Origin of the sequence: Psychroserpens luteus (assembly GCF_015319355.1) — a bacterium.
GTDB lineage: Bacteria > Bacteroidota > Bacteroidia > Flavobacteriales > Flavobacteriaceae > Psychroserpens > Psychroserpens luteus.
The window spans coordinates 487150-508527 of record NZ_JADILU010000001.1; the positions used below are offsets into that span (position 1 = coordinate 487150).

Here is a 21378-nt window from a genome sequence, read left to right on the forward strand (position 1 = left end):
CTATGAGATTTTTAAAAATTATATTCTTTTTCATTGCTTTTCAACTATCTGCTCAGCAGGGTGGTATGTGGATTCCTTCACTTTTAGAAGGAATGAACGAAACCGAAATGCAAAGTCTTGGCAGTAAATTAACCGCTAAAGATATTTATGATGTCAATAATTCTAGTTTAAAAGATGCCATCGGACATTTTAATGGTGGTTGCACAACCGAAGTGATTTCTCCAAAAGGATTAATTCTTACCAATCATCATTGTGGTTTTGGTCAAATTCAATCGCACTCTTCTTTAGAAAATGATTATTTAAAAGATGGGTTTTGGGCAATGTCTTTAGACGAAGAATTGCCAAACGAAGGATTGTATGTCGAGTTTATAGTCAGTATTCATGATGTGACTAGTCAAGTTTTAGAAGGCTTAGATGATACAATGACCGAAACAGATAAACAATCTCAAATCTCCAAAAATGGAAACGGAGTTTTAAAAGATTGGTCAAAAGAAACGTGGCAAGATGTTAAGCTTAAATCTTTTTTTAAAGGCAATCAATATTTTCTTTTTGTGACTGAGCGTTTTGAAGATATTCGTTTAGTTGGTGCACCTCCAACAAGTATTGGGAAATTTGGTAGTGATACAGATAACTGGGTATTTCCAAGACATACAGGTGATTTTTCTTTATTCCGAATTTATGCAGATGCTAACAATCGTCCAGCAACTTATAGTAAAAATAACAAGCCATATAAGCCAAAACACTTTTTGCCAGTATCTTTAGATGGTATTGAAGAAGGTGATTTTACAATGGTTTTTGGATTTCCAGGTACTACAGATGAGTATTTGCCAGCAGTTGCTATTGAGCATATTACTCAAGAATATAATCCAACCAATATTGCAATTCGTGAAGCTGCTTTAAAAGTGATAGATGCAAAAATGAAAACTAGTGATGATGTACGTATTAAATACGCATCAAAGCAAGCAAGAATTGCTAATGCATGGAAAAAATGGATTGGTGAAAACTTAGGAATCAAGAAAAGTAACGCAGTAGCAAAACGTCGTGAATTTGAAGCTACGTTTACCAAAGCGCTTAAAGAAAAAGGTATGGAAGATACCTACGGAAATATTCTACCAGAATTTGATCGCTTATATAAAGACTTTTCGGCTATAAACATCAAACGTAGAAACTTTATCGAAGTCTTTTTTGTGACTAATGAGCTTATGAATATGACATTGAGAGCATATCAAATGGAACTAGCAATCTCTAAAAATCCTGATGATTTTAAGAAAGCAAAAGAGGTTTTAGAAAACAGATTAAAAGGCACTCATAAAAATTATGATGTAGAAGTAGACAAAGGTGTTTTTGAAGCTGTAATGCCATTCTATAATAAAAATGTTGATGCTAGTATTTATAACAAGTCTGCATTTACAAATTTAGATAGTGCATTAAAATTACTTGAAGGAAAACCGAATGAAGTTATTAAAAAACTGAATAAAGATGCTGCATATAAGTATGCAAAACCTATGATTGAAGAGTTTTACAACGAGATTAACTCAGAGTACCAGCAAAAAAACGAACCAATCACATCGTTACAAACCACATACATGACAGCTTTAATGAAGGTATTGCCAGAAGAGCGTTATTTCCCAGATGCTAACAGTACGCTTCGTGTGACTTATGGTCAAGTTCGTGGTTATTCCCCTAGAGATGCTGTGTATTATAATCCAGTGAGTTATTTAGATGGTGTGATTGAGAAATATGTGCCTGGAGATTATGAATTTGATGTGCCTCAAAAACTTATAGATTTATATGATGCTAAAGATTATGGGCAATATGCTGATACCAACGGAAAAGTGCCAGTTTGCTTTTTAGGAACAAACCACACGACTGGAGGAAACTCAGGAAGTCCAGCTATAGATGCTGAAGGTAATTTAACGGGTTTAAATTTTGATCGCGTTTGGGAAGGAACCATGAGCGACATGAATTACGATCCAGAAATTTGCCGAAACATTATGGTTGACATTCGTTATGTGCTTTTTATTATAGATAAATATGCAGGCGCAAAACATTTGATTGATGAAATGAAGTTGGTGCATCCTAAGAAATAAGAGATTATACATCTTATAAAAAAACCTCTCTAGATTTAGAGAGGTTTTTTTATAAGCTATTTTACTTTCCAACAATATCACCAATAATCTTCAAATGGTGATTCGTATGAATTTCTAAAAATCTATAAATTCTTGATGTATTCACATTTCCGAATAAAGGATGTTTGAAATATGCATTCTTGTCTAAACTCGCTATACTGTTAACATTAGTCTTTGCCAACTCAATTTGAGATATGAGGTCTTCTTTTGAAACGGTTTCTGGTGGTATCACATATTTTGGAGCTTTAGCTTTTCCTCTGGGAAAAAAACCAAGCGTGAAGAATACTTTTCCTAAAAAGCTAAAGTTGTTTTTATAAGTTTCAGGATCTGATGACTGGAGTGTTTCGCATACTCTATTAATCACTTTAAGACTATGATCTGTATGCCAAGCAACATCACTTTTAGATATTTTAGGATTAAAAATACTATGATTTTCTATATGAGTTTCTAAGTTATTAAGGAGACTGTTTATTTTTTTTGAACTCATGGGTTTTATTTTGAAGATTGTGAAGTTAACAAATAAAACGAGATAATAGTGAGTAATGGGCTCCTTCCTTTAGCTAAAGGAATGTGGGTTTTTATAAAATAAAAACTCGGATGTTTTGTCGAAAAATAAGCATAGCGCATTTTTATTGTACTAAGGCTATAAAAAGAGTTTAAGTTACAAAATAGCGCCTCGCAATGAAATAAATAGAAAACCCCAAACAATTATGTTTGGGGTTTTAATCTTAAATATATAGTTTAAAAATAAATAACGTTGGTTGAAGGTTGTAGACCATCAACAGATATGGATAAAAAATCTTTGATACCACCATCTGCACCTGGTACAGAGAGACTAATGGTAGAGTTTCCTTGTGGTAATGAAACAGTAATACTATCTGTGTACCCATCTGTTCCAACCACAATAATTGTAGCGTTTGAAACAGCTTCTATACAATTTATTACAGCATTTACAATATAATCTTGACCTGGACTTGGATCGCTAGGATTCGTGTAAAAATCGTTAATCTTCGTTACAGAAGGCAATGTAATATTAATATCGTTAAATGGTCCTGATGTTGGAAAATCGCCAGTTTCTTGTCCAATAATATAATTATCACCATCGATATAAATGGCTGGCTTGAACGTGAATGTTGATGGAATGTTCTCTTCTAATGCTTCAGATTCGCAGATAGCACCCAATACAGATAAACCACCATCTCCAGATGCACCTAATGTTCCACAATAAAGATTAAGAGCATTTATCAATGACTCACATCCTACAAAAACTGGTAAACTTACTGCAGTGAATACAGATGAAATAGTTGCACAAAGTGTTACTTGTGAGCCAGGAATGGTATTAAAAAAATCTAATCCAGTACAAATCGGACTCAAAGCACTTTCAACACTAGAACAAATTTCACTGAGTTGTATGGCAGATGGTTGAGGTTGGTCTACAATTAAACAATAGTTACCATTTCCATCAGAAGTTGCTATATATTGTGCTTGATAATTAGGTGCATCTACACCTTTTGCTAATAGCATGATTGTTGCATTATTGAATGGGTCTCCACACTTTTCAAGTGATATTTTAAGATTGGAAATATCGCAATTTGCTGTAGTACGACGCTCTATTTCTTTAGTATTCAAAAGTTTAATTTTTTTATTTACTCTCGTGTTTCCTTGCTGAATAGAACTTTTAGTATCTTCTTGAAAACTGTTAAGAGGAAAACTTAACCGGTTCTCACCAAGTGATGTTGTGACAGAGATTCTAGGATCATTTATATCTTCGTAGTTAAACTTAATTGATGAGCCATCTGAAGCAAACACTTTAGCAGGTCTTCCAGAATCATCAATTTGCGTATAGACTGGTGTTTCAGAATCTGGAGTTTGAACACCAATGAGGTTACAATTTAGAGCTCTTCCTAATTCATCTTTTTCACCATAATATGAAATAGTGATATTGTCTGATCGCTCTAACTTCAATAATAATGGATTTGCTGGGTTTAAAGAAACATACTTTTTTATTTCTAGTTCATTTTTATTTATACCATCTTCTTTACTACAGCTTATTACCAATAAGGCAAATACAAAGAAAGATAAAGTTTTGAATGTTTTCATAATATAAGTTTTAGAATTCAATGTAAACTTAATATCTAACTTGTTACAAAAACATACCTAATACAAGGTATTTAAATAAAAAAACTCTTACGTTTCTGTAAGAGTTTTATAACTATTTATAGTTGAGATTCTTCGCTTACGCTGTGAACAACAATTAGTATCTGTAATGCTCAGGCTTATATGGTCCTTCAACTTTCACACCAATATAATCTGCTTGGTATTCTGCTAATTCAGTAAGCTCAACACCAATTTTTTCTAAGTGTAATTTTGCTACTTTTTCATCTAAATACTTTGGTAACATGTATACATCATTTTTGTATGCTGCACTGTTTTTCCAAAGTTCGATTTGTGCTAACGTTTGGTTCGTAAATGAATTACTCATTACAAAACTAGGGTGTCCTGTTGCACAACCTAAGTTTACTAAACGTCCTTCAGCTAAAAGGATAATATCTTTTCCGTCAATGTTGTATTTGTCAACTTGAGGCTTGATCGTATCTTTAGTATGACCATGCTTTTCATTTAACCAACCAACTTGAATTTCATTATCAAAGTGACCAATGTTTGCAACAATTACTTTGTCTTTCATTGCTTCAAAATGCTCAGCACGAACAATATCTTTATTTCCTGTAGTAGTAATAATGATATCACTATTTCCAACAACTGTTTCTAATTTTTTAACCTCAAAACCGTCCATTGCAGCTTGTAAAGCACAAATTGGATCAATCTCAGTAACTGTAACTATACTTCCTGCTCCTTTAAATGATGCAGCAGTACCTTTACCAACATCACCATAACCACAAACAGTAACACGTTTTCCTGCTAACATAATATCTGTTGCACGACGAATTGCATCTACTGCAGACTCTTTACAACCGTATTTATTATCGAATTTCGATTTAGTAACAGAATCGTTTACGTTGATTGCAGGCATTGTTAATGTACCATTTTTTACACGCTCGTATAATCTATGAACACCTGTAGTTGTTTCTTCAGATAATCCTTTAATTCCTGCAGATAATTCTGGGTATTTATCTAAAACCATGTTAGTTAAATCACCACCATCATCTAATATCATATTTAATGGCTTACGGTCTTCTCCAAAGAAAAGTGTTTGTTCTATACACCAATCAAATTCTTCTTCAGTCATATCTTTCCAAGCATACACAGCAGTTCCAGCATCTGCAATTGCAGCAGCAGCTTGATCTTGTGTAGAGAAAATGTTACAAGAACTCCAAGTAACTTCTGCTCCTAAAGCTTGTAATGTTTCAATTAAAACAGCAGTTTGGATAGTCATGTGTAAACATCCAGCAATACGTGCTCCTTTTAAAGGCTGCTCGTTTTTATACTCTTCACGTAAACTCATTAAACCTGGCATCTCTGCTTCGGCTAAATTAATTTCTTTTCTTCCCCAAGCAGCAAGAGACATATCTTTTACTTTATTAGGTACGTAAGTCGTTGTTTTATTCATTTGTCTATTTTTATTTCTTAATTTTTAATAAGGTTTACCTTTGGCATTAGAGTTTAAAATTGGTTAAATTCGCTTGTCTAAAAAATACAATCCGCCTTAGGCGCTGCAAAGATAACCATTAAGTTTCAGATAATTAAATGCCACTTTATAAAACTATCCAACCAAATTCACAAACTACTGTTAAAATCTGGAAGATTACAGAGTCTTACGATGAATTGATAAAACCACTAGATCTTAAACCAAACAGTTTAGAGCGTGTCTTAGGAATGAAAAGTGAGCTTCATCAACGTGGTTTTTTAAGCGTTCGTCATCTGCTAAGAGAATTTGGTTACACAGATCAAGATTTGTACTACGATGAGAATGGAAAACCACATTTAAAAGATGATAAATATATTTCTATTACACATTCGTTCACGTTTTCTGGAGTTATAATTTCTTCTTCGGAAATTGGCATAGACATAGAAAAACAGCGAGATAAAATTGCAATCATCGCCAAGAAATTTGTGGATTATGAGTTTAAATATCTCTCTAAAACAGATGAAGATTACATTAAAAAACTCACTGTTATTTGGGGAATTAAAGAATCCCTCTATAAATTGTTTGCCACTCCTGGGATGTTATTTAGGGAACATTTTTTAGTCATTCCATTTATGCTGGAAGATGGAGAAACGATTGCCTGGATAGATTATAAAGGCAAAAAATATAGATATAATACGCATTTCTTAGAATTTGAAGGGTTCTCTTGTGCTTTTGTAACGACTTAAATGAAAGCAATTTACGATAACATATTACGTTCCATTTCCGAAGAAAAAAAATTGTTAGCAGTTTTAATAGATCCAGATAAAATGAAGCCTGAAGGCTTATCTGGCTTTATGCAAAAACTGAATCAATCTGTAGCAACACATATTTTTGTTGGCGGAAGTACAGTTGATGACTATGCTACAGAAATTTTGGTTGCTGAAATAAAAAAACAAACCAAGTTGCCTATCGTTTTATTTCCAGGGGATGTTACTCAAATTACAAATCGTGCAGATGCGTTATTGTTTTTATCATTAATTTCTGGTGATAATCCTGAGTATCTTATTGGGAAGCATATCAAATCTATTTCAAAATTAAGAGATTCTAATTTAGAGGTGATTCCAACTGGATATCTATTGATTGAAAATGGTAAGCAGACTTCCGTAGAAAAAGTGACGCAAACCAAACCTTTGTCAATAACCAACGTTCAAAACATAGTTGATACAGCCAAAGCTGGAGAGTTATTAGGTATGAAACTCATATATCTCGAAGCTGGAAGTGGTGCATTAAAAGCTGTGCCATTAGAAATCATTAGTTTTGTAAAGCAAGAGTTGAGTGTCCCTTTGATTGTAGGTGGCGGAATTAGAACAAAAAAACAACTAGAAGATGCATACAATTCTGGTGCTGATCTCGTTGTCATAGGAACAGCTTTTGAAGATGATGAAAGCTTTTTTAATGAATTACTTAAGTAGTTCGTTACGCTGAACTTGGTTTGGCATCTCATTATTTGATAGTTAGAATATAAATAAAGTTTAACCCATTACAGTTTTCTCCTTAGGAGAGATTAAAATATTATGAACATATCAGTAGAACTTACGCTAACACCATTACATGACGATTACGAGCCTGCAATTATTCAGTTCATAAAGAAATTACGAGCGTCTAATTTAAAAGTACTCGAAAACCCTTTAAGTACTCAGGTTTATGGAGATTACGATGAGGTTATGAAAACTTTGACTACAGAGATAAAAGAAGCTTTTGAGTTAATAGAAAGAGGTTTGTTGCATATGAAAATAGTAAAATCTGATCGTTACGACTATGAACCACATTTTTGAGTTCTTTTTTGGTCAATATGATGGCTATGCTGCTACAGATATTGTGCTAGAAATTATAGCAGTAATTTTTGGTTTCCTTTCAGTTTGGTTTTCTAAACAAAACAAGATTTGGGTGTTTCCAACAGGTATGATTAGTACTGCAATATTTGTTTATTTACTTGTAAAATGGGAATTGCTCGGTGATATGATGATCAATGCTTACTATTTTATAATGAGCGTTTATGGTTGGTATATTTGGACTAGAAAAGTGGATGATTCTCATTTGACTCCAATTTCTAGAATGACCTTAAAAGAAAAAAAGATTAGCTTGTTTATTTTTATTGCAACCTTGTTTTTTGTTTACCTAGTGTATCAAACGTTTGATAAATGGACAGGTTGGGTTGCATATATTGATACGATTACAACAGCGATATTTTTTGTTGGTATGTGGTTAATGGCGAGGAAAAAATTAGAAAATTGGATTTTTTGGATTATTGGTGATGTTATTTCTGTTCCTTTATACTTCTATAAAGGGTTTACATTCACTAGCTTTCAATATTTAGGATTTACATTTATTGCCATTTTTGGCTACTTAGCATGGAAGAAAAACTTAAACAAAGCACAGACACTAACCCAAACTGTATAAAAGTTGTTTTATTTGGTCCAGAATCTACAGGTAAGTCTACGCTTGCCAAAGAATTGGCAGATTGGTACGATACGGTTTATGTAGAAGAATATTCTCGTTTTTATGCGGAAGCTAAAGCACAAGACAATCTTCAGTTAACAAAAGAGGATGTACTGCCAATAGCCATCGGACAAATAACTACAGAAAACAAGCAACTAAAAAAAGCGAACAAACTACTAATTTGTGATACAGATTTACTAGAAACTAAAGTATATTCTCAGCATTACTATGATGGCTTTTGTCCAGAATTAGTAAAAAAATATGCACATAAAAACACTTACGATTTATATTTTTTGACTTATATTGACACGGTTTGGAAAGCAGACGGTATTCGTAATCAACCTAATAACAGACAGCAACTATTTAATCGCTTTGAGAAAGCGCTAATAGATTTAAATAAACCTTATGTTTTAGTAGAGGGTGATTTTGAAGAACGATTAAAGATTTGCAAAACCCAAATTGATAACCTATTAAAATAATTACATTGAATTTTACAGAAAAAGATATACAGCAAATAAAAAATAAAGGATTAACCCAAAAAAAAGTTAAACAACAAATCACGCTTTTTGAAAACGGTTTACCCTTTGCTAACCTAGTATCTGAAGCCACAATAGATAATGGATTATTAAGATTGTCAGACGAAGAAATTGAAAACTATATTTCAACATTTGATGACAAAAAAAATGAAATTTCTATTTTGAAATTTGTTCCAGCATCTGGTGCTGCAACACGAATGTTTAAATTTTTATTTGCGTTTTTAGATGAATATAATATAGAAAAAGGGAGTATTAACTCTTATATAAACAAGACAAAAAATAAAGATTTGTCTATGTTTTTTATTGGTCTTGAGAAATTTCCTTTTTACCATATAGTTATGGATAGGCTTGAAAAAAATCATTCAAATTTTGATGCCATGAGTATCAATGAGCAAAGACTCAAGTTTGTGCAAATGATGCTTGATACAGATAAGTTAGACTATGGGAATTCTCCAAAGGGATTATTACCTTTTCATCAGTACAAAAATCAAATGCTTTCTACTGCTTTTGAAGAACATTTGTATGAATCTGCCTTATATGCTTCAGGTAAAGAATCTGCTAAATTGCATTTTACAATTTCAGAAAAACACAATCATAAATTTGATGAAGAGTTTGCTAGAATTGAAAAAAATGTAGAAGAAAAGTCTGGTTCTAAATTTGATATTTCATTCTCTTATCAAAAAGAATCTACAGATACCATTGCGGTAACCACAAAAAATACACCATTTAGAGAAGATGACGATTCACTACATTTTAGGCCATCTGGTCATGGTGCATTGATAGAGAATTTAAATGATTTAGAGGCAGATATTGTGTTTGTCAAAAACATAGATAATGTAGTGACTTACAAATACAAAAATGAAGTTGCTAAATATAAAAAAGTGTTAGCAGGAATTTTATTAGAAGTTCAGGAGCAGGCATTTCAATATCTTCATTTGCTTAAAACTAGTAAGCCTTCCGAAGAAAAACTAATCGAGATTGGTGAGTTTTTAGTCAATAAAATGAATGTGAAAATAAGTACTGAGTTTGAAAAATATTCGCGTAAATATCAAATTGAGTATTTAGCTGAAAAGTTAAACCGTCCTATTCGTGTCTGCGGAATGGTAAAAAACGAAGGAGAACCTGGAGGTGGTCCATTTTGGATTAAGGATGAAAGCGGAAACATCTCGCTACAAATTGTCGAGTCTGCTCAAATCAATAAAAAGAGTAAAATTCAAAAGGAGATTCTCAAAGGCGCTACGCATTTTAACCCTGTAGATTTAGTCTGCGGAATCAAAAATCACAAAGGTGAAAAGTATAACCTTAAAAAGTTTGTAGATCACAAAGCAGCTTTTATTACTATGAAAACAAAAACCGGAAAAGATCTAAAAGCATTAGAGCTTCCTGGATTATGGAATGGTAGTATGGCATATTGGAACACAATTTTTGTTGAGGTGCCTTTAATTACTTTTAACCCAGTAAAAACGGTTAACGATTTATTGAAAGCACCACATCAAATTAAATAAAATGTTTGATGAAAATGCCATATTAAATGAGTTGAGTTTTAAATTCATTAGGAGTTCTGGAGCTGGTGGACAACACGTTAATAAAACGTCCTCAAAAGTAGAACTCACTTTTGATTTAGAGAACTCACAATTTTTAAACGACGATCAAAAAGAACTTCTTAAAACAAATCTCAAAACGAGGCTTACAAAAGAAAATGTACTCATTTTACAATGTGGAGAGAGTAGGAGTCAGCATAAAAATAAGTCTATAATTATGCAACGTTTTTTAGATTTAATTGCAGCCAATTTAATCGAAGAGAAAGACCGTATTCCTACAAAAATTCCTAGAGCAGTCGTTAGAAAACGATTAACGAACAAGCGTAAAACATCAGAAAAGAAAGCAAAACGTAAACCACCAGAAATAGATTAATTAAAAAAATATAGTGATTCTTTATGTACAAACGATAAATCTATTTTATCTTTGCAGCGTTCTCAAAAAAGGGGTGCCTATTATCGGCTGAGATCATACCCATTGAACCTAGAACAGGTAATGCTGTTTAGGAATTTAGAATTATAAAGTTTTATTCATGTCATTAAGCAAATTGTTTAATTGATATGTGTGAATCTCAATGTAATTCACATTTTATTAATTATTAACCATAAAGAATAATGACCTCTTTTTATTCGATTATAACATATAATCGTAATGAAAAACAATTTTCTTTTTTTAGCACTTTTAGTGCTATCGTCAAGTGCTTTTGCACAAGACAATCAAAAACAACAAGATTCTACTAAAACAGAAAAACTGGACGAAGTCCTAGTTAAGGCAGTTAGAGTAGAAGCCACATCGCCAATCACACACTCAAACGTGACCAAAAAGCAATTGGCAAAACGTAATTTAGGACAAGATATTCCAGTCTTGTTAAACTTTTTACCATCTGTTGTAACAACTACAGATGCTGGAGCAGGAGTAGGTTACACAGGTATTCGTATTCGTGGTATTAATGCACAATCTACGAATGTGACCATTAATGGGATTCCTTATAATGACGCAGAATCTTTAGGAACTTTTTGGGTCAATTTGGGTGATTTTGCATCATCTGTAGAAAGTCTACAATTACAACGAGGTGTTGGAACTTCAACCAATGGTTCTGGCGCTTTTGGAGCAAGTATTAATGTGTTAACAGATGCGGTTTCTAAAGCATCTAATGGAGAAATTTCTAATTCCTTCGGAAGTTTTAATACTAGAAAACATACCGTGAAATTTAGTACAGGATTGCTAAATGAACACATTGAAATAGCTGGTCGTTTATCAAACATATCTTCAGATGGATATATTGATAGAGCAGAAACCGATTTAAAATCCTATTTTCTACAAGGTTCTTACATTGATGATAACACATTAATTAAAGCGATAGCTTTTGGAGGAAAAGAAGTTACATATCAAGCTTGGAATGGTATTGATGCTCAAACTTTAATAGATGATCGCACATTTAATTCATCTGGTATGTATACAGATGCTAATGGTGATGATCAATTTTATGACAATGAGGTAGATAACTATAATCAAGACCATTATCAACTACACTGGAATCAACGTTACAACAATAGATGGTCAACAAATATTGGTTTAAATTATACCTACGGAAGAGGTTACTTTGAGCAATACAAAGAAGATGAAGATTTTGAAGATTATGATTTAACACCTATCACGATTGGAGGAGAAACGATTGAAACGACAGATTTAATTAGACGTCGTTGGTTAGATAGTGATTTTTATGTCTTTAATGCTAGCGCAAATTATAAAAACAATGAAGTTGATTTGCTCTTCGGAAGTTCTTACAGCCTTCACGATGGAGACCACTTTGGAGAAATCATATGGTCTGAGTTTGCTAGTGATAGCGAAATAAGAGATCGTTATTATGAAGGAAACGGTAAGAAAACAGATTTAAGTTTCTTTACCAAAGCAACCTACAGATTAAATGATAAAGTGAGCTTATATGGAGATTTGCAATTGCGTTTAGTTGGTTATGAGACTTCTGGATTAACATCAGACAGAGTTCCTTTTAATGTAGATGAAACCTATAGTTTCTTTAATCCTAAAGCAGGAATCACATATAAATTAAATACAACTAACAGTTTATACTTCTCTTACGCTAGAGCAAATAGGGAACCAAACAGAAGTGATTTTGAGAATAACGCAACCGTAAAACCAGAGCAACTTAATGACTTTGAATTAGGCTGGAGACACAACACTCAAAAATTTAGATTGAATGTTAATGGATACTATATGTTATACAATGAACAGTTAGTGTTAACTGGTCAAATAGATACCACTGGAGATCCAATTAGAGCAAATAATGGTGACAGTTACCGTTTAGGTTTAGAAGTTGAAGCAGCAATAGCACTTACTAATAAATTTTCACTACAACCAAACTTTACCCTTAGTTCAAATAAAAACAAAGAAACTTTTAATTCTGTGAATGGAGAACTTTTAGATTTGGGTAAAACAGATATTTCATTTTCTCCAGAAGTTGTTGCAGCCAACGCTTTTGTGTTTCAGCCAAAAGAAGGATTCCAAATATCATTATTGAGTAAATTTGTTGGAGAACAGTTTATGGGAAATACCGAAAATGAAGATTCTAAATTAGATAGCTATTTCGTTAATGACTTTAGTGTTACTTATGAATGGAAACCTAAATCAGTATTTAAATCTATTGTGTTTTCTGGATTAGTGAATAATATATTTAATGAAAAATATGTGTCTAACGGTTATTTTGGGTCCTATGATTTTTCTGATGATACAAGTCCAACAGGAACAACAACAGGATACTTTTCTGGATATTATCCGCAAGCAACGACTAACTTTTTGGTTGGTGTGACTTTGAAGTTTTAGTATTTCTGCGATGACAGGAATCTCATAGAGATAATCGCTATCAAAAGATTTATAGTGAATTTTTAAAATTTCCGAAGAAAAATAGAATAAAACAAAACTCCCAAATCAATAGACTTGGGAGTTTTTTATAAGTTGCATTTCCGTAGAAAATCTAATTACTAATTACAAAGGAGTTAGAACCCGAAGGAGTAACACGATATTCTTTAAGTCCGCATGGTAATTGTCCATCATAAGACTGTCCAGTGAACAAATTGTATTTATTTTCATCTTCACAGCCACAAGTTACGTCAACACCATCAAGTTGTAAAAATGAGCAACTTTGTTGCGCGTGATTAGGATCTGCAGCATCCCAAGCTCTGTAAGTATCATTCCCAACATTTATGACATAAATACCAGCAAGACCTTGATTTTGTATCAAAACAACACCAGTTATAGTGCCTAGAGGGAAATTTGATGAAAGGTTGAGATTTACAGTATGATTTACACCAACATCAATTAAAAAATTGCAATTATTTATTCTGTCATTACCACTACAATTACTTAAAAATAAAAGTGGTAAAATGAGAAGGAGTTTTTTCATAGGAGCGATATTTTTTGGGCAATTTACGATATTTTAGACTCAATTTATATATTGAAACTTCATAACGATATTTAAGTATTTAAATTGGGTTAAACTTGAATTAAATATTTTGTATCTTTGTATTGAATCTCGTGACAGCGAGATTTTTTTATGTTGAATAGGTTCAGTATATTTATTATAAGTAAACGAAGAGATTATGAGTAAAGCATCTTATTATACTCCAGAAGGGTTAAAAAAGTTAAGAGACGAACTAAAAAGATTAAAAGATATAGAGCGTCCAAAAGCCTCTCAAGCTATTGCTGAGGCTAGAGATAAAGGTGATTTGAGTGAAAATGCTGAGTATGACGCAGCTAAGGAAGCTCAAGGCATGTTAGAAATGAAAATTGCTAAGTTAGAAGATACATTGGCTGGTGCACGTGTGATAGATGAGTCTCAAATGGATACATCTAAAGCGCTTGTATTATCTACAGTAAAAATAAAAAATCAAAATAATGGTATGGAAATGACATATACTTTGGTTGCAGATGGTGAAGCAGATTTAGCGTCTAACAAATTATCTGTTAATTCTCCTATTGGTAAAGGGCTTTTAGGAAAGTCTGTTGGTGAAGTTGCCGAAGTTCAAGTACCAAATGGTATTATTAAATTTGATGTTTTAGAGATTTCTAGATAACAAATAGACCTAATTATTATATAAAAAAAGATTCCTTCAAAAGAGGAATCTTTTTATATTTACATAGACTCTAAAAAAAATAAGCGATGGCATCTATTTTTACAAAAATCATTTCAGGAGAAATTCCATGTTACAAAGTAGCAGAAACCGAAGATTATTTAGCCTTTTTGGACATCAATCCTAATGCTAAAGGTCATACGCTTTGTATTCCTAAAAAAGAAGTCGATAAAATTTTTGATTTAGATGAGACGACTTTTCATGGCTTAATGGAATTCTCACGACAAGTCGCTATTGCTATAGAAAAAGCAGTGCCTTGTAATCGAGTAGGAATGACCGTTATTGGTTTAGAAGTGCCACATGCTCATGTACATTTGATCCCTTTAAATTCTATGGACGATGCTCGTTTTATGAATAAAACAAAATTAGAGAAAGAAGAGTTTGAAAAGATTGCTGCTGCAATTACTTCGTTTTTGTAGGTTTAATTTGATGTTAGAACTTCAATACACCAAAAACAAATAATAAGATTACAACGAACAGAACAGCATCAAAAACAATTAAAATCCAAGCCAGTTTTTTTAATTTTAAAGATTTAGGTTTTGGTTTTACTGCTCGTTTTTGATACGCAACCACTTGCTCTATCTCATTAGTCCATCGTACAGGAAAAATATCTGTATTGCAGGTTTTACAGCGCATTTCATTTATCGTGTCTTCTGTTATGGCTTTATAAAAAGCATTTTCTACTAGTCTTTGTTTAAAAGTAAGTTCTAAACCGTTGTTAGAATAGCATTCAGGACAATTATTATTTAGCTTTACTTCCTTTAAAGTGAAAAATTGTTGCGTTTTCATATCCTGTTTTTGTATGATGTGTTGAAGCTAGTTTTTATTAAGGAAAGTAAAGTAAACTTACAAAAAAGAACACTATTACAAAAAGTATAAACCCAATACTAAGTAAAACATTTTTTCTTTTATCAAGTATCGTCCATTTTTCAAACTCCTCGAAGTAAATAAGGTATTTGTCATTTTTAAACACATGAAAATAACATATTGCCCAAGAAATTCCTAATAAAGGAATACAAATCCAGGTGTAATTATTAAAAATAATTTTTAGATAAAATAATTTTCCTAAGAATATTGTCGAACTTATTAATAATAGAAAAATTATTCCTGTTAACCATCCTACTATATTTAATAAAGAGTATCCATCCTTTTTATCAAGCCAAAAGTTATCCAACCATTCTTTTGTGTTTTCAATTCCATTTTTATCTTTCATCCATTTTTTAACACGTGGAATTTTATATATCAACAAACCAGGATTGATTTTATTAAAAAGATGATGGAGTTTAATTTCAATTAAATACAAGCTATAATGCAGTATGTTAAGAGTTCTTTTCATTAAAATTAAGCTATTAATTTCAATGAGATTTGCATGGTTGTTCCTTTTCCAATTTCCGAAGAAAGTACTTTTATTTTTCCGTTATGATAATCTTCAATGATACGTTTTGCAAGAGATAATCCTAATCCCCAACCTCTTTTCTTTGTAGTGTATCCTGGTTGAAATACTGAGTTATAACTTTGTTTAGGAATTCCTTTTCCAGTATCTTCTACTGTAATCTTTACATATTTGTCGTCATTGGTGATTACTAATTTTAAAGACCCTCTACCTTTCATGGCATCAATGGCATTTTTTACTAAATTTTCAATCGTCCAACTAAATAATTGATTATTGAGATTTACATATAATTTCTCTTGTGGTGCAATGATTTCAAATTCAATTAATTTTGATGAACGCGATTTTAGATACTCGTAAGATTCAACAGTTTCTTTTACAATATCGCAACGTTTTAATGTTGGCAAAGAGCCAATTTTACTAAAACGATCTGTTATAGTTTGTAGTCTAGTGATGTCTTTTTGAATTTCAATCAAATATTCTGGATTGACGTTTTCACCTCTTAATATTTCTGTCCAGCCCACTAATGAAGATAAAGGTGTGCCAATTTGATGAGCAGTTTCTTTTGCCATACCTGTCCAGAGTTTATTTTGATCTGCGGTTTTAGTACTCTTATAAAAGAAATAGACGACAGCTGCAAATAAGAATATAATAAGTAATAAGGCTAAAGGGTAGTATTTTAGATTGTTGAGTAACGATGAATTTCCGTAGTAAAGTGTTTGACCTAAATTTTTAAGAACGACGGGTTCATTTTCTACACTAAATTTATCTACTAAATCTTTATAATTATCATAGACATAGGTTGAATCTTTTTTTAGTTCTTTTGGATCAGTACTATTGCCATATGGTGTGATATTTCTATGACTTACGATTTTATTATTAGCATCTAACAGTAATAGAGGTGTTGTCAATGTTGAATCTGTTACAATGTCTTCAGCTACTCGATTAATTTCTATATCATCAGAGCCAGCTATGATTTGGTTTACGTCATCTGAGAATTCTACATACGCATTTGTCCAAATTTTCATTTTGGCTCTTTCTTCAGATTTGAAATATTGAAAAAACACATAGGTATTCCAAAGAATGAGTGAAATAATAATAAAAGATGCCACGATAATAATCCATCGTGTCATATTGCGGTTTATGGTTAATGCCATTAATTGATAATTTGATTTTTAAATATAAACGATTTATGTTAATAATATTGTCTTCATAGAGAGTGAATTCATTTTTATAGCGTTTACAATATAGTTACCTTTGCATTTCAATATCTTGAAACGGTTGTATTTAACCAAAAATCAAACAAATGGCATCATTTAATCCAAAAGACATTTCTACAGGCAGATTGCATGGATACTTATTAAGTGCTGTGGCTCCTAGACCTATAGCTTTTGCGAGTACGATGGATGCTGAAGGAAATCCTAATTTGTCACCTTTTAGTTTCTTTAATGTGTTTAGTGCTAATCCGCCAATATTGATATTTTCACCAGCACGTCGTGTTAGAGATAATACAGTAAAACATACTTTAGAAAATGTTGAAGCTACAAAAGAGGTAGTGATAAATGTTGTTAATTATGATATTGTACAACAAATGTCATTGAGCAGCACAGAGTACGATAAAGGTGTGAATGAATTTGACAAAGCTGGATTAACGATGTTATCTTCGGAAATTGTAAAACCCTTTAGAGTAGCAGAATCTCCAGTGCAGTTTGAATGTAAAGTTAATGATATTATACATTTAGGAACCGAAGGTGGTGCAGGAAATTTAGTCATTTGTGAAGTCGTTAAGCTTCATATTGCCGATGAGGTTCTTGATGAGAATGAGCTTATCGTTCAAGAAAAATTAGATTTGGTTGCTAGAGCAGGTGGTAGTTATTACAGTAGAGCTAAAAATAGCTTTTTTGAAATCCCAAAGCCAATTTCTACGTTAGGTATTGGTGTAGATAATATGCCTACGGAAGTTAAAAACAGTATGATTTTAACAGGAAATGATTTAGGAATGTTAGGAAACGTTGAAGCATTGCCTAGCAAATCAGATATTGAAAAATTTGTAAGCGAAATGATTGAGAATCATCCAAATATTAATGGAATGTCTCATCGCGAAAAACATAAGATTGCCAGAAACTATTTGAGTTATGGCGATGTAGATAGTGCATGGAAATTGCTACTATCTTAAATTTGAAACAATCTATAATTAAATATAAGTAATACAAAAATGGAAGTACAAGGAAAAATCAAGATGATTGGAGAAACTCAAACGTTTGGAAGCAATGGGTTTAGAAAGAGAGAATTAGTAGTCACTACAGAAGAGCAATATCCTCAACATATTATGGTTGAATTTGTTCAAGATAAAACAGATTTATTAAATAGCTACAAAGTTGGTCAACCTGTAAAAGTAAATATCAATTTAAGAGGTAGAGAATGGGTTAATCCACAAGGAGAGACTAAATATTTTAACTCTATTCAAGGATGGAGAATCGAAGCTGCACAAGCAGAAGGTAATAGTGCACCTCCTGTTGCACCAACTGAAGCTTTTGAACCAGCAACAAACTTAAACGAAGAAGATCACGACGATTTACCGTTTTAAGTTGAATAATCTTTTACACTGAGTTTAGCTTTATAAAATAAGGTAAAAGTGTAATGGTATACATAAATAAAAGCCTCGATTTTTAATTGAGGCTTTTGTATTTTACGTCATTACGTGACTATCTTAGATAACTTTTATTAACCATGCAATTACTTAATAGCGACATAGTATTTCCAGATGTAAACCTAGCTTCTAAAGAAGGTATATTGGCAATTGGTGGAGATTTGTCTCCCGAGCGTTTGTTGTTGGCTTACAAAAGCGGAATCTTCCCATGGTTTGATGATGAAGAGCCTTTGATTTGGTGGTCGCCAGATCCTCGGTTTGTTCTATTGCCTGAGCAATTAAAAGTTTCTAAAAGCATGAAGCAAGTGCTTAGAAATAGTGACTTCGAAATTACAGTAAATAAAGATTTTGAATCAGTAATTAGTCACTGTTCAAACATCAAAAGAGATGGTCAAAAAGGTACTTGGATTACCGAAAACATGAAATCAGCCTACATAAAATTGCACGAGTTAGGTTACGCGAAATCTGTTGAGGTTTGGCTGGATGACAAACTTGTTGGCGGATTGTATGGCATCGATGTTAATAATGGTGTGTTTTGTGGAGAAAGTATGTTCAGTTTGGTGAGTAATGCCAGTAAAGTAGGTTTTATTACGTTTATCCAGAATTCAAATTACAAGCTTATCGACTGTCAAGTGTACACAAATCATCTAGAAAGTTTAGGTGCGCAAGATATTTCCAGAGATGAATTTTTAAAGTATTTAGACGATTAACTAATCAATAGTTAAGAAATTAAACCTCATGATATCTAAAACAATTAACTTCATGATCGTTGACCATTCCAGTGGCTTGCATTTGTGCATAAATAACGGTTGCGCCTACAAATTTGAATCCGCGTTTTTTTAAATCTTTACTTATAACTTCACTCAAAGGTGTGTTTCCAGGAGCGTCTTTATAATTTTTAACCTTGTTTTTTATGGGTTTACCATTTACAAAATCCCAAATATATTTTGAGAACGAACCAAACTCTTTTTGAATGTTCATAAACGCTTGAGCATTCGTAATGGTTGCTTTTACTTTTAGTTTGTTTCTAATAATCCCTTCGTTTTTTAAAAGCTCATCAATCTTATCTTGTTTGTAATTTGCTATTTTTTTATAATCGAAATTATCAAATGCTTTTCTGAAATTTTCACGTTTTTTCAGAATTGTTATCCAACTCAAACCAGCTTGAAAGGTCTCTAAAATAAGAAATTCAAACAACGTATCATCATCACGAACAGGAACTCCCCATTCTTCATCATGATACGCTTCATAAAGTTCATCTCCTTTACACCAACCACATTTATGCTTTTCCATAATAATTCTAATTTTAGCTTCCTGAATTTAAAAATAGTAAGTTTTAAGTTAATACTTCGTCTTAGTGAATAACATATTAATTTAAGAAATCATTCTATGACTAAAGTCATTTTTCACAAAAATGAATTCGCTTAAATTACAACCCTAAATACTATGAATACATTGGAACAAATATCAGTCAAAGACATCATCAAAGAGAGTTTAAATAAAGCAATTTCATACCAAGATTATCGTGATTTGGTAAAACATTTAGTAGCAGAAGAGTCTACTACCGGAAATGAAAAAACCGAAGCTTTAGCAAATTATACAATGCTTAACGATAGGCGAATGAAACGATGGGATAAGACACTTAAAATTTCCGAAGAGATAAAAGAAAAAGTGTCAAATTTCAAAGGAAACGTAACTTGGTTAATCATTACAGAAAGTTGGTGTGGAGATGCTGCTCATGTAGTTCCTGCACTTGATAAAATTGCAGAGCTTTCTCCTAATATTGATTTAAAATTAGTGCTCAGAGACGAGAACGAAGCTTTAATGGATCAATTTCTAACTAATGGCGGACGAGCAATAGCTAAGTTGATTATGATTGATAATGTTACTGATGAGGTCATAAATACATATGGTCCAAGACCAACTGAGGCTACAAAATTGGTTAACGATTATAAAGCAGCACATGGTGGTTTAACACCAGAATTTAAAGAAGATTTACAAAGTTGGTATAATAAGGATAAAGGTCAAAATATATTTAATGATATGTTGACTTTGTTAGATGTTTAGATTCCTGACTTTAAAAAAATGGTAGATTATTTCGCCTTAAAATAATAAGTAATTGAACCTATTTGACTTTTTCGTTCAGCATCATTAAAAATAGCATTTTTGGCATATTCTAAGGCTGTGTCAATCAAACATTGATTATTGCTAGATGAAGATGAATTAATATAAGTATCTGTAACATGACCTTGTGAATTCACCGTGATGTTTACTACGATTTTTCCGGCAGTTTCACATAGATATACAGGAGGAGGTAATTTTACTTTTTTTCTATTTTTTAATGAAAATGAGACACTACTATTAGAGTTTTTATCAACATTCGTGTCCATTTTTTTTGGTGTATGCATCGCGAGAACATCATTTGCTTTGTTAAACCGCTGACGTTCTTTTTCATTAAGAGCATATTGTTTTGAAGTCTGTGAAGATGAGTTTGAGGTCAATACATCTTCAGGGTTTTGACTATTGTCTTCTAATGAATTATCGTCTTGTTTTTGTTCTTCATGAGTTGGCGCATTACTCATTGATTTGAAATTACGCATCATCTCTTTAAATTCTTCATCCTCGTTAGAGGCTTCATTAGTCGTAGCTTGTTTACTAGCTTCAAGTGCTTTGAGTTCTTCTAATTCTTTTAGCTCTTCTTCGGTATGAGGTTCTATTTCGTAGAAGCTTTCAGTAATTAATTCTGTTTTTTGTGATATGCTGAAATTGAACATACCAAGAACTATCGTTCCTGCAATTAAGGACGTGAAAAGAAGTGCTTTATGTTTTTCAACAAAGTTCAAGTAGGCGAATTTTAATTATAATTACTGTTAGTGGTTTTTATATCAAATAAATCATTTT

At 32.2% G+C, this 21378-nt stretch carries 24 protein-coding genes; 15 read left to right on the forward strand and 9 right to left on the reverse strand.

Annotation, left to right across the window (positions count from 1 at the left end):
• Window positions 1-2 precede the first annotated feature (2 nt).
• Complete coding sequence (locus IM744_RS02135; protein ID WP_194506433.1) at window positions 3-2090, forward strand: S46 family peptidase; 2088 nt, start codon at window positions 3-5, stop codon at window positions 2088-2090.
• Between the two features lie 61 nt (window positions 2091-2151).
• On the opposite strand, the gene IM744_RS02140 is transcribed toward IM744_RS02135, so the two are convergent.
• The 3 genes from IM744_RS02140 to ahcY form a co-directional block, all read right to left on the reverse strand.
• Entirely contained in the window at window positions 2152-2616 is a 465-nt protein-coding gene (locus IM744_RS02140; protein WP_194506434.1) for a DUF1569 domain-containing protein, read from the reverse strand.
• A 254-nt stretch (window positions 2617-2870) separates the two neighbouring features.
• Window positions 2871-4229, reverse strand: a complete 1359-nt coding sequence (locus IM744_RS02145) for a hypothetical protein (RefSeq protein ID WP_194506435.1) — start codon at window positions 4227-4229, stop codon at window positions 2871-2873.
• Between the two features lie 154 nt (window positions 4230-4383).
• On the reverse strand, window positions 4384-5697 hold the full coding sequence (gene ahcY, locus IM744_RS02150; protein ID WP_194506436.1) for an adenosylhomocysteinase: 1314 nt from the start codon (window positions 5695-5697) through the stop codon (window positions 4384-4386).
• 137 nt (window positions 5698-5834) lie between these two features.
• On the opposite strand from ahcY, the gene IM744_RS02155 reads away from it, so the two are divergent.
• The 8 genes from IM744_RS02155 (at window position 5835) to IM744_RS02190 (ending at window position 13130) form a co-directional block, all read left to right on the forward strand.
• Window positions 5835-6461 (forward strand): 4'-phosphopantetheinyl transferase family protein, encoded by a 627-nt coding sequence (locus tag IM744_RS02155; protein ID WP_194506437.1) that lies wholly within the window; start codon window positions 5835-5837, stop codon window positions 6459-6461.
• Complete coding sequence (locus tag IM744_RS02160) at window positions 6462-7187, forward strand: geranylgeranylglyceryl/heptaprenylglyceryl phosphate synthase (RefSeq protein WP_194506438.1); 726 nt, start codon at window positions 6462-6464, stop codon at window positions 7185-7187. It begins immediately after the preceding gene.
• A 102-nt stretch (window positions 7188-7289) separates the two neighbouring features.
• Window positions 7290-7550, forward strand: coding sequence for a thiamine-binding protein (locus IM744_RS02165; RefSeq protein WP_194506439.1), 261 nt, complete (start codon window positions 7290-7292; stop codon window positions 7548-7550).
• A complete protein-coding gene (gene pnuC, locus IM744_RS02170; RefSeq protein WP_194506440.1) occupies window positions 7534-8175 on the forward strand; it encodes a nicotinamide riboside transporter PnuC in 642 nt (213 codons plus the stop codon). Before IM744_RS02165 ends, pnuC begins: the two co-directional genes overlap by 17 nt.
• Complete coding sequence (locus IM744_RS02175) at window positions 8127-8693, forward strand: AAA family ATPase (RefSeq protein WP_194506441.1); 567 nt, start codon at window positions 8127-8129, stop codon at window positions 8691-8693. The genes pnuC and IM744_RS02175 overlap by 49 nt, the downstream gene beginning before the upstream one ends.
• 5 nt (window positions 8694-8698) lie before the next feature.
• Window positions 8699-10255, forward strand: a complete 1557-nt coding sequence (locus tag IM744_RS02180; protein ID WP_194506442.1) for a DUF4301 family protein — start codon at window positions 8699-8701, stop codon at window positions 10253-10255.
• Window position 10256: 1 nt separating this feature from the next.
• A complete protein-coding gene (gene arfB / locus IM744_RS02185) occupies window positions 10257-10664 on the forward strand; it encodes an alternative ribosome rescue aminoacyl-tRNA hydrolase ArfB (RefSeq protein WP_194506443.1) in 408 nt (135 codons plus the stop codon).
• Window positions 10665-10940: 276 nt separating this feature from the next.
• Entirely contained in the window at window positions 10941-13130 is a 2190-nt protein-coding gene (locus IM744_RS02190; RefSeq protein ID WP_194506444.1) for a TonB-dependent receptor, read from the forward strand.
• Between the two features lie 151 nt (window positions 13131-13281).
• Here IM744_RS02190 and IM744_RS02195 read toward each other — a convergent pair whose 3' ends face one another.
• Complete coding sequence (locus IM744_RS02195) at window positions 13282-13710, reverse strand: Rieske (2Fe-2S) protein (protein WP_194506445.1); 429 nt, start codon at window positions 13708-13710, stop codon at window positions 13282-13284.
• Window positions 13711-13906: 196 nt separating this feature from the next.
• On the opposite strand from IM744_RS02195, the gene greA reads away from it, so the two are divergent.
• Window positions 13907-14380, forward strand: coding sequence for a transcription elongation factor GreA (gene greA, locus IM744_RS02200; protein ID WP_194506446.1), 474 nt, complete (start codon window positions 13907-13909; stop codon window positions 14378-14380).
• An 86-nt stretch (window positions 14381-14466) separates the two neighbouring features.
• Entirely contained in the window at window positions 14467-14856 is a 390-nt protein-coding gene (locus IM744_RS02205; protein ID WP_194506447.1) for an HIT family protein, read from the forward strand.
• A gap of 13 nt (window positions 14857-14869) precedes the next feature.
• On the opposite strand, the gene IM744_RS02210 is transcribed toward IM744_RS02205, so the two are convergent.
• The 3 genes from IM744_RS02210 to IM744_RS02220 are packed head-to-tail and all read right to left on the reverse strand — an operon-like array spanning window position 14870 to window position 16984.
• On the reverse strand, window positions 14870-15226 hold the full coding sequence (locus tag IM744_RS02210; RefSeq protein ID WP_194506448.1) for a hypothetical protein: 357 nt from the start codon (window positions 15224-15226) through the stop codon (window positions 14870-14872).
• A 37-nt stretch (window positions 15227-15263) separates the two neighbouring features.
• Window positions 15264-15773, reverse strand: a complete 510-nt coding sequence (locus tag IM744_RS02215; RefSeq protein ID WP_194506449.1) for a hypothetical protein — start codon at window positions 15771-15773, stop codon at window positions 15264-15266.
• Between the two features lie 5 nt (window positions 15774-15778).
• Entirely contained in the window at window positions 15779-16984 is a 1206-nt protein-coding gene (locus IM744_RS02220) for a sensor histidine kinase (protein WP_194506450.1), read from the reverse strand.
• A 149-nt stretch (window positions 16985-17133) separates the two neighbouring features.
• Here IM744_RS02220 and IM744_RS02225 point away from each other — a divergent pair, with 149 nt between their 5' ends.
• The 3 genes from IM744_RS02225 (at window position 17134) to aat (ending at window position 19187) form a co-directional block, all read left to right on the forward strand.
• Window positions 17134-18003 (forward strand): flavin reductase family protein, encoded by an 870-nt coding sequence (locus IM744_RS02225; RefSeq protein WP_194506451.1) that lies wholly within the window; start codon window positions 17134-17136, stop codon window positions 18001-18003.
• A gap of 39 nt (window positions 18004-18042) precedes the next feature.
• The gene (locus tag IM744_RS02230) at window positions 18043-18414 is read left to right on the forward strand and encodes a DUF3127 domain-containing protein (protein ID WP_194506452.1); all 372 of its coding nucleotides are present in this window, start codon (window positions 18043-18045) and stop codon (window positions 18412-18414) included.
• A 143-nt stretch (window positions 18415-18557) separates the two neighbouring features.
• A complete protein-coding gene (gene aat / locus IM744_RS02235) occupies window positions 18558-19187 on the forward strand; it encodes a leucyl/phenylalanyl-tRNA--protein transferase (protein ID WP_194506453.1) in 630 nt (209 codons plus the stop codon).
• Between the two features lie 19 nt (window positions 19188-19206).
• On the opposite strand, the gene IM744_RS02240 is transcribed toward aat, so the two are convergent.
• A complete protein-coding gene (locus IM744_RS02240) occupies window positions 19207-19770 on the reverse strand; it encodes a DNA-3-methyladenine glycosylase I (protein ID WP_194506454.1) in 564 nt (187 codons plus the stop codon).
• A 153-nt stretch (window positions 19771-19923) separates the two neighbouring features.
• Here IM744_RS02240 and IM744_RS02245 point away from each other — a divergent pair, with 153 nt between their 5' ends.
• Window positions 19924-20544, forward strand: a complete 621-nt coding sequence (locus tag IM744_RS02245) for a thioredoxin family protein (RefSeq protein WP_194506455.1) — start codon at window positions 19924-19926, stop codon at window positions 20542-20544.
• Window positions 20545-20570: 26 nt separating this feature from the next.
• Here the strand turns inward: IM744_RS02245 and IM744_RS02250 are convergent, their stop codons facing one another.
• The gene (locus IM744_RS02250) at window positions 20571-21320 is read right to left on the reverse strand and encodes a hypothetical protein (RefSeq protein ID WP_194506456.1); all 750 of its coding nucleotides are present in this window, start codon (window positions 21318-21320) and stop codon (window positions 20571-20573) included.
• Window positions 21321-21378 lie beyond the last annotated feature (58 nt).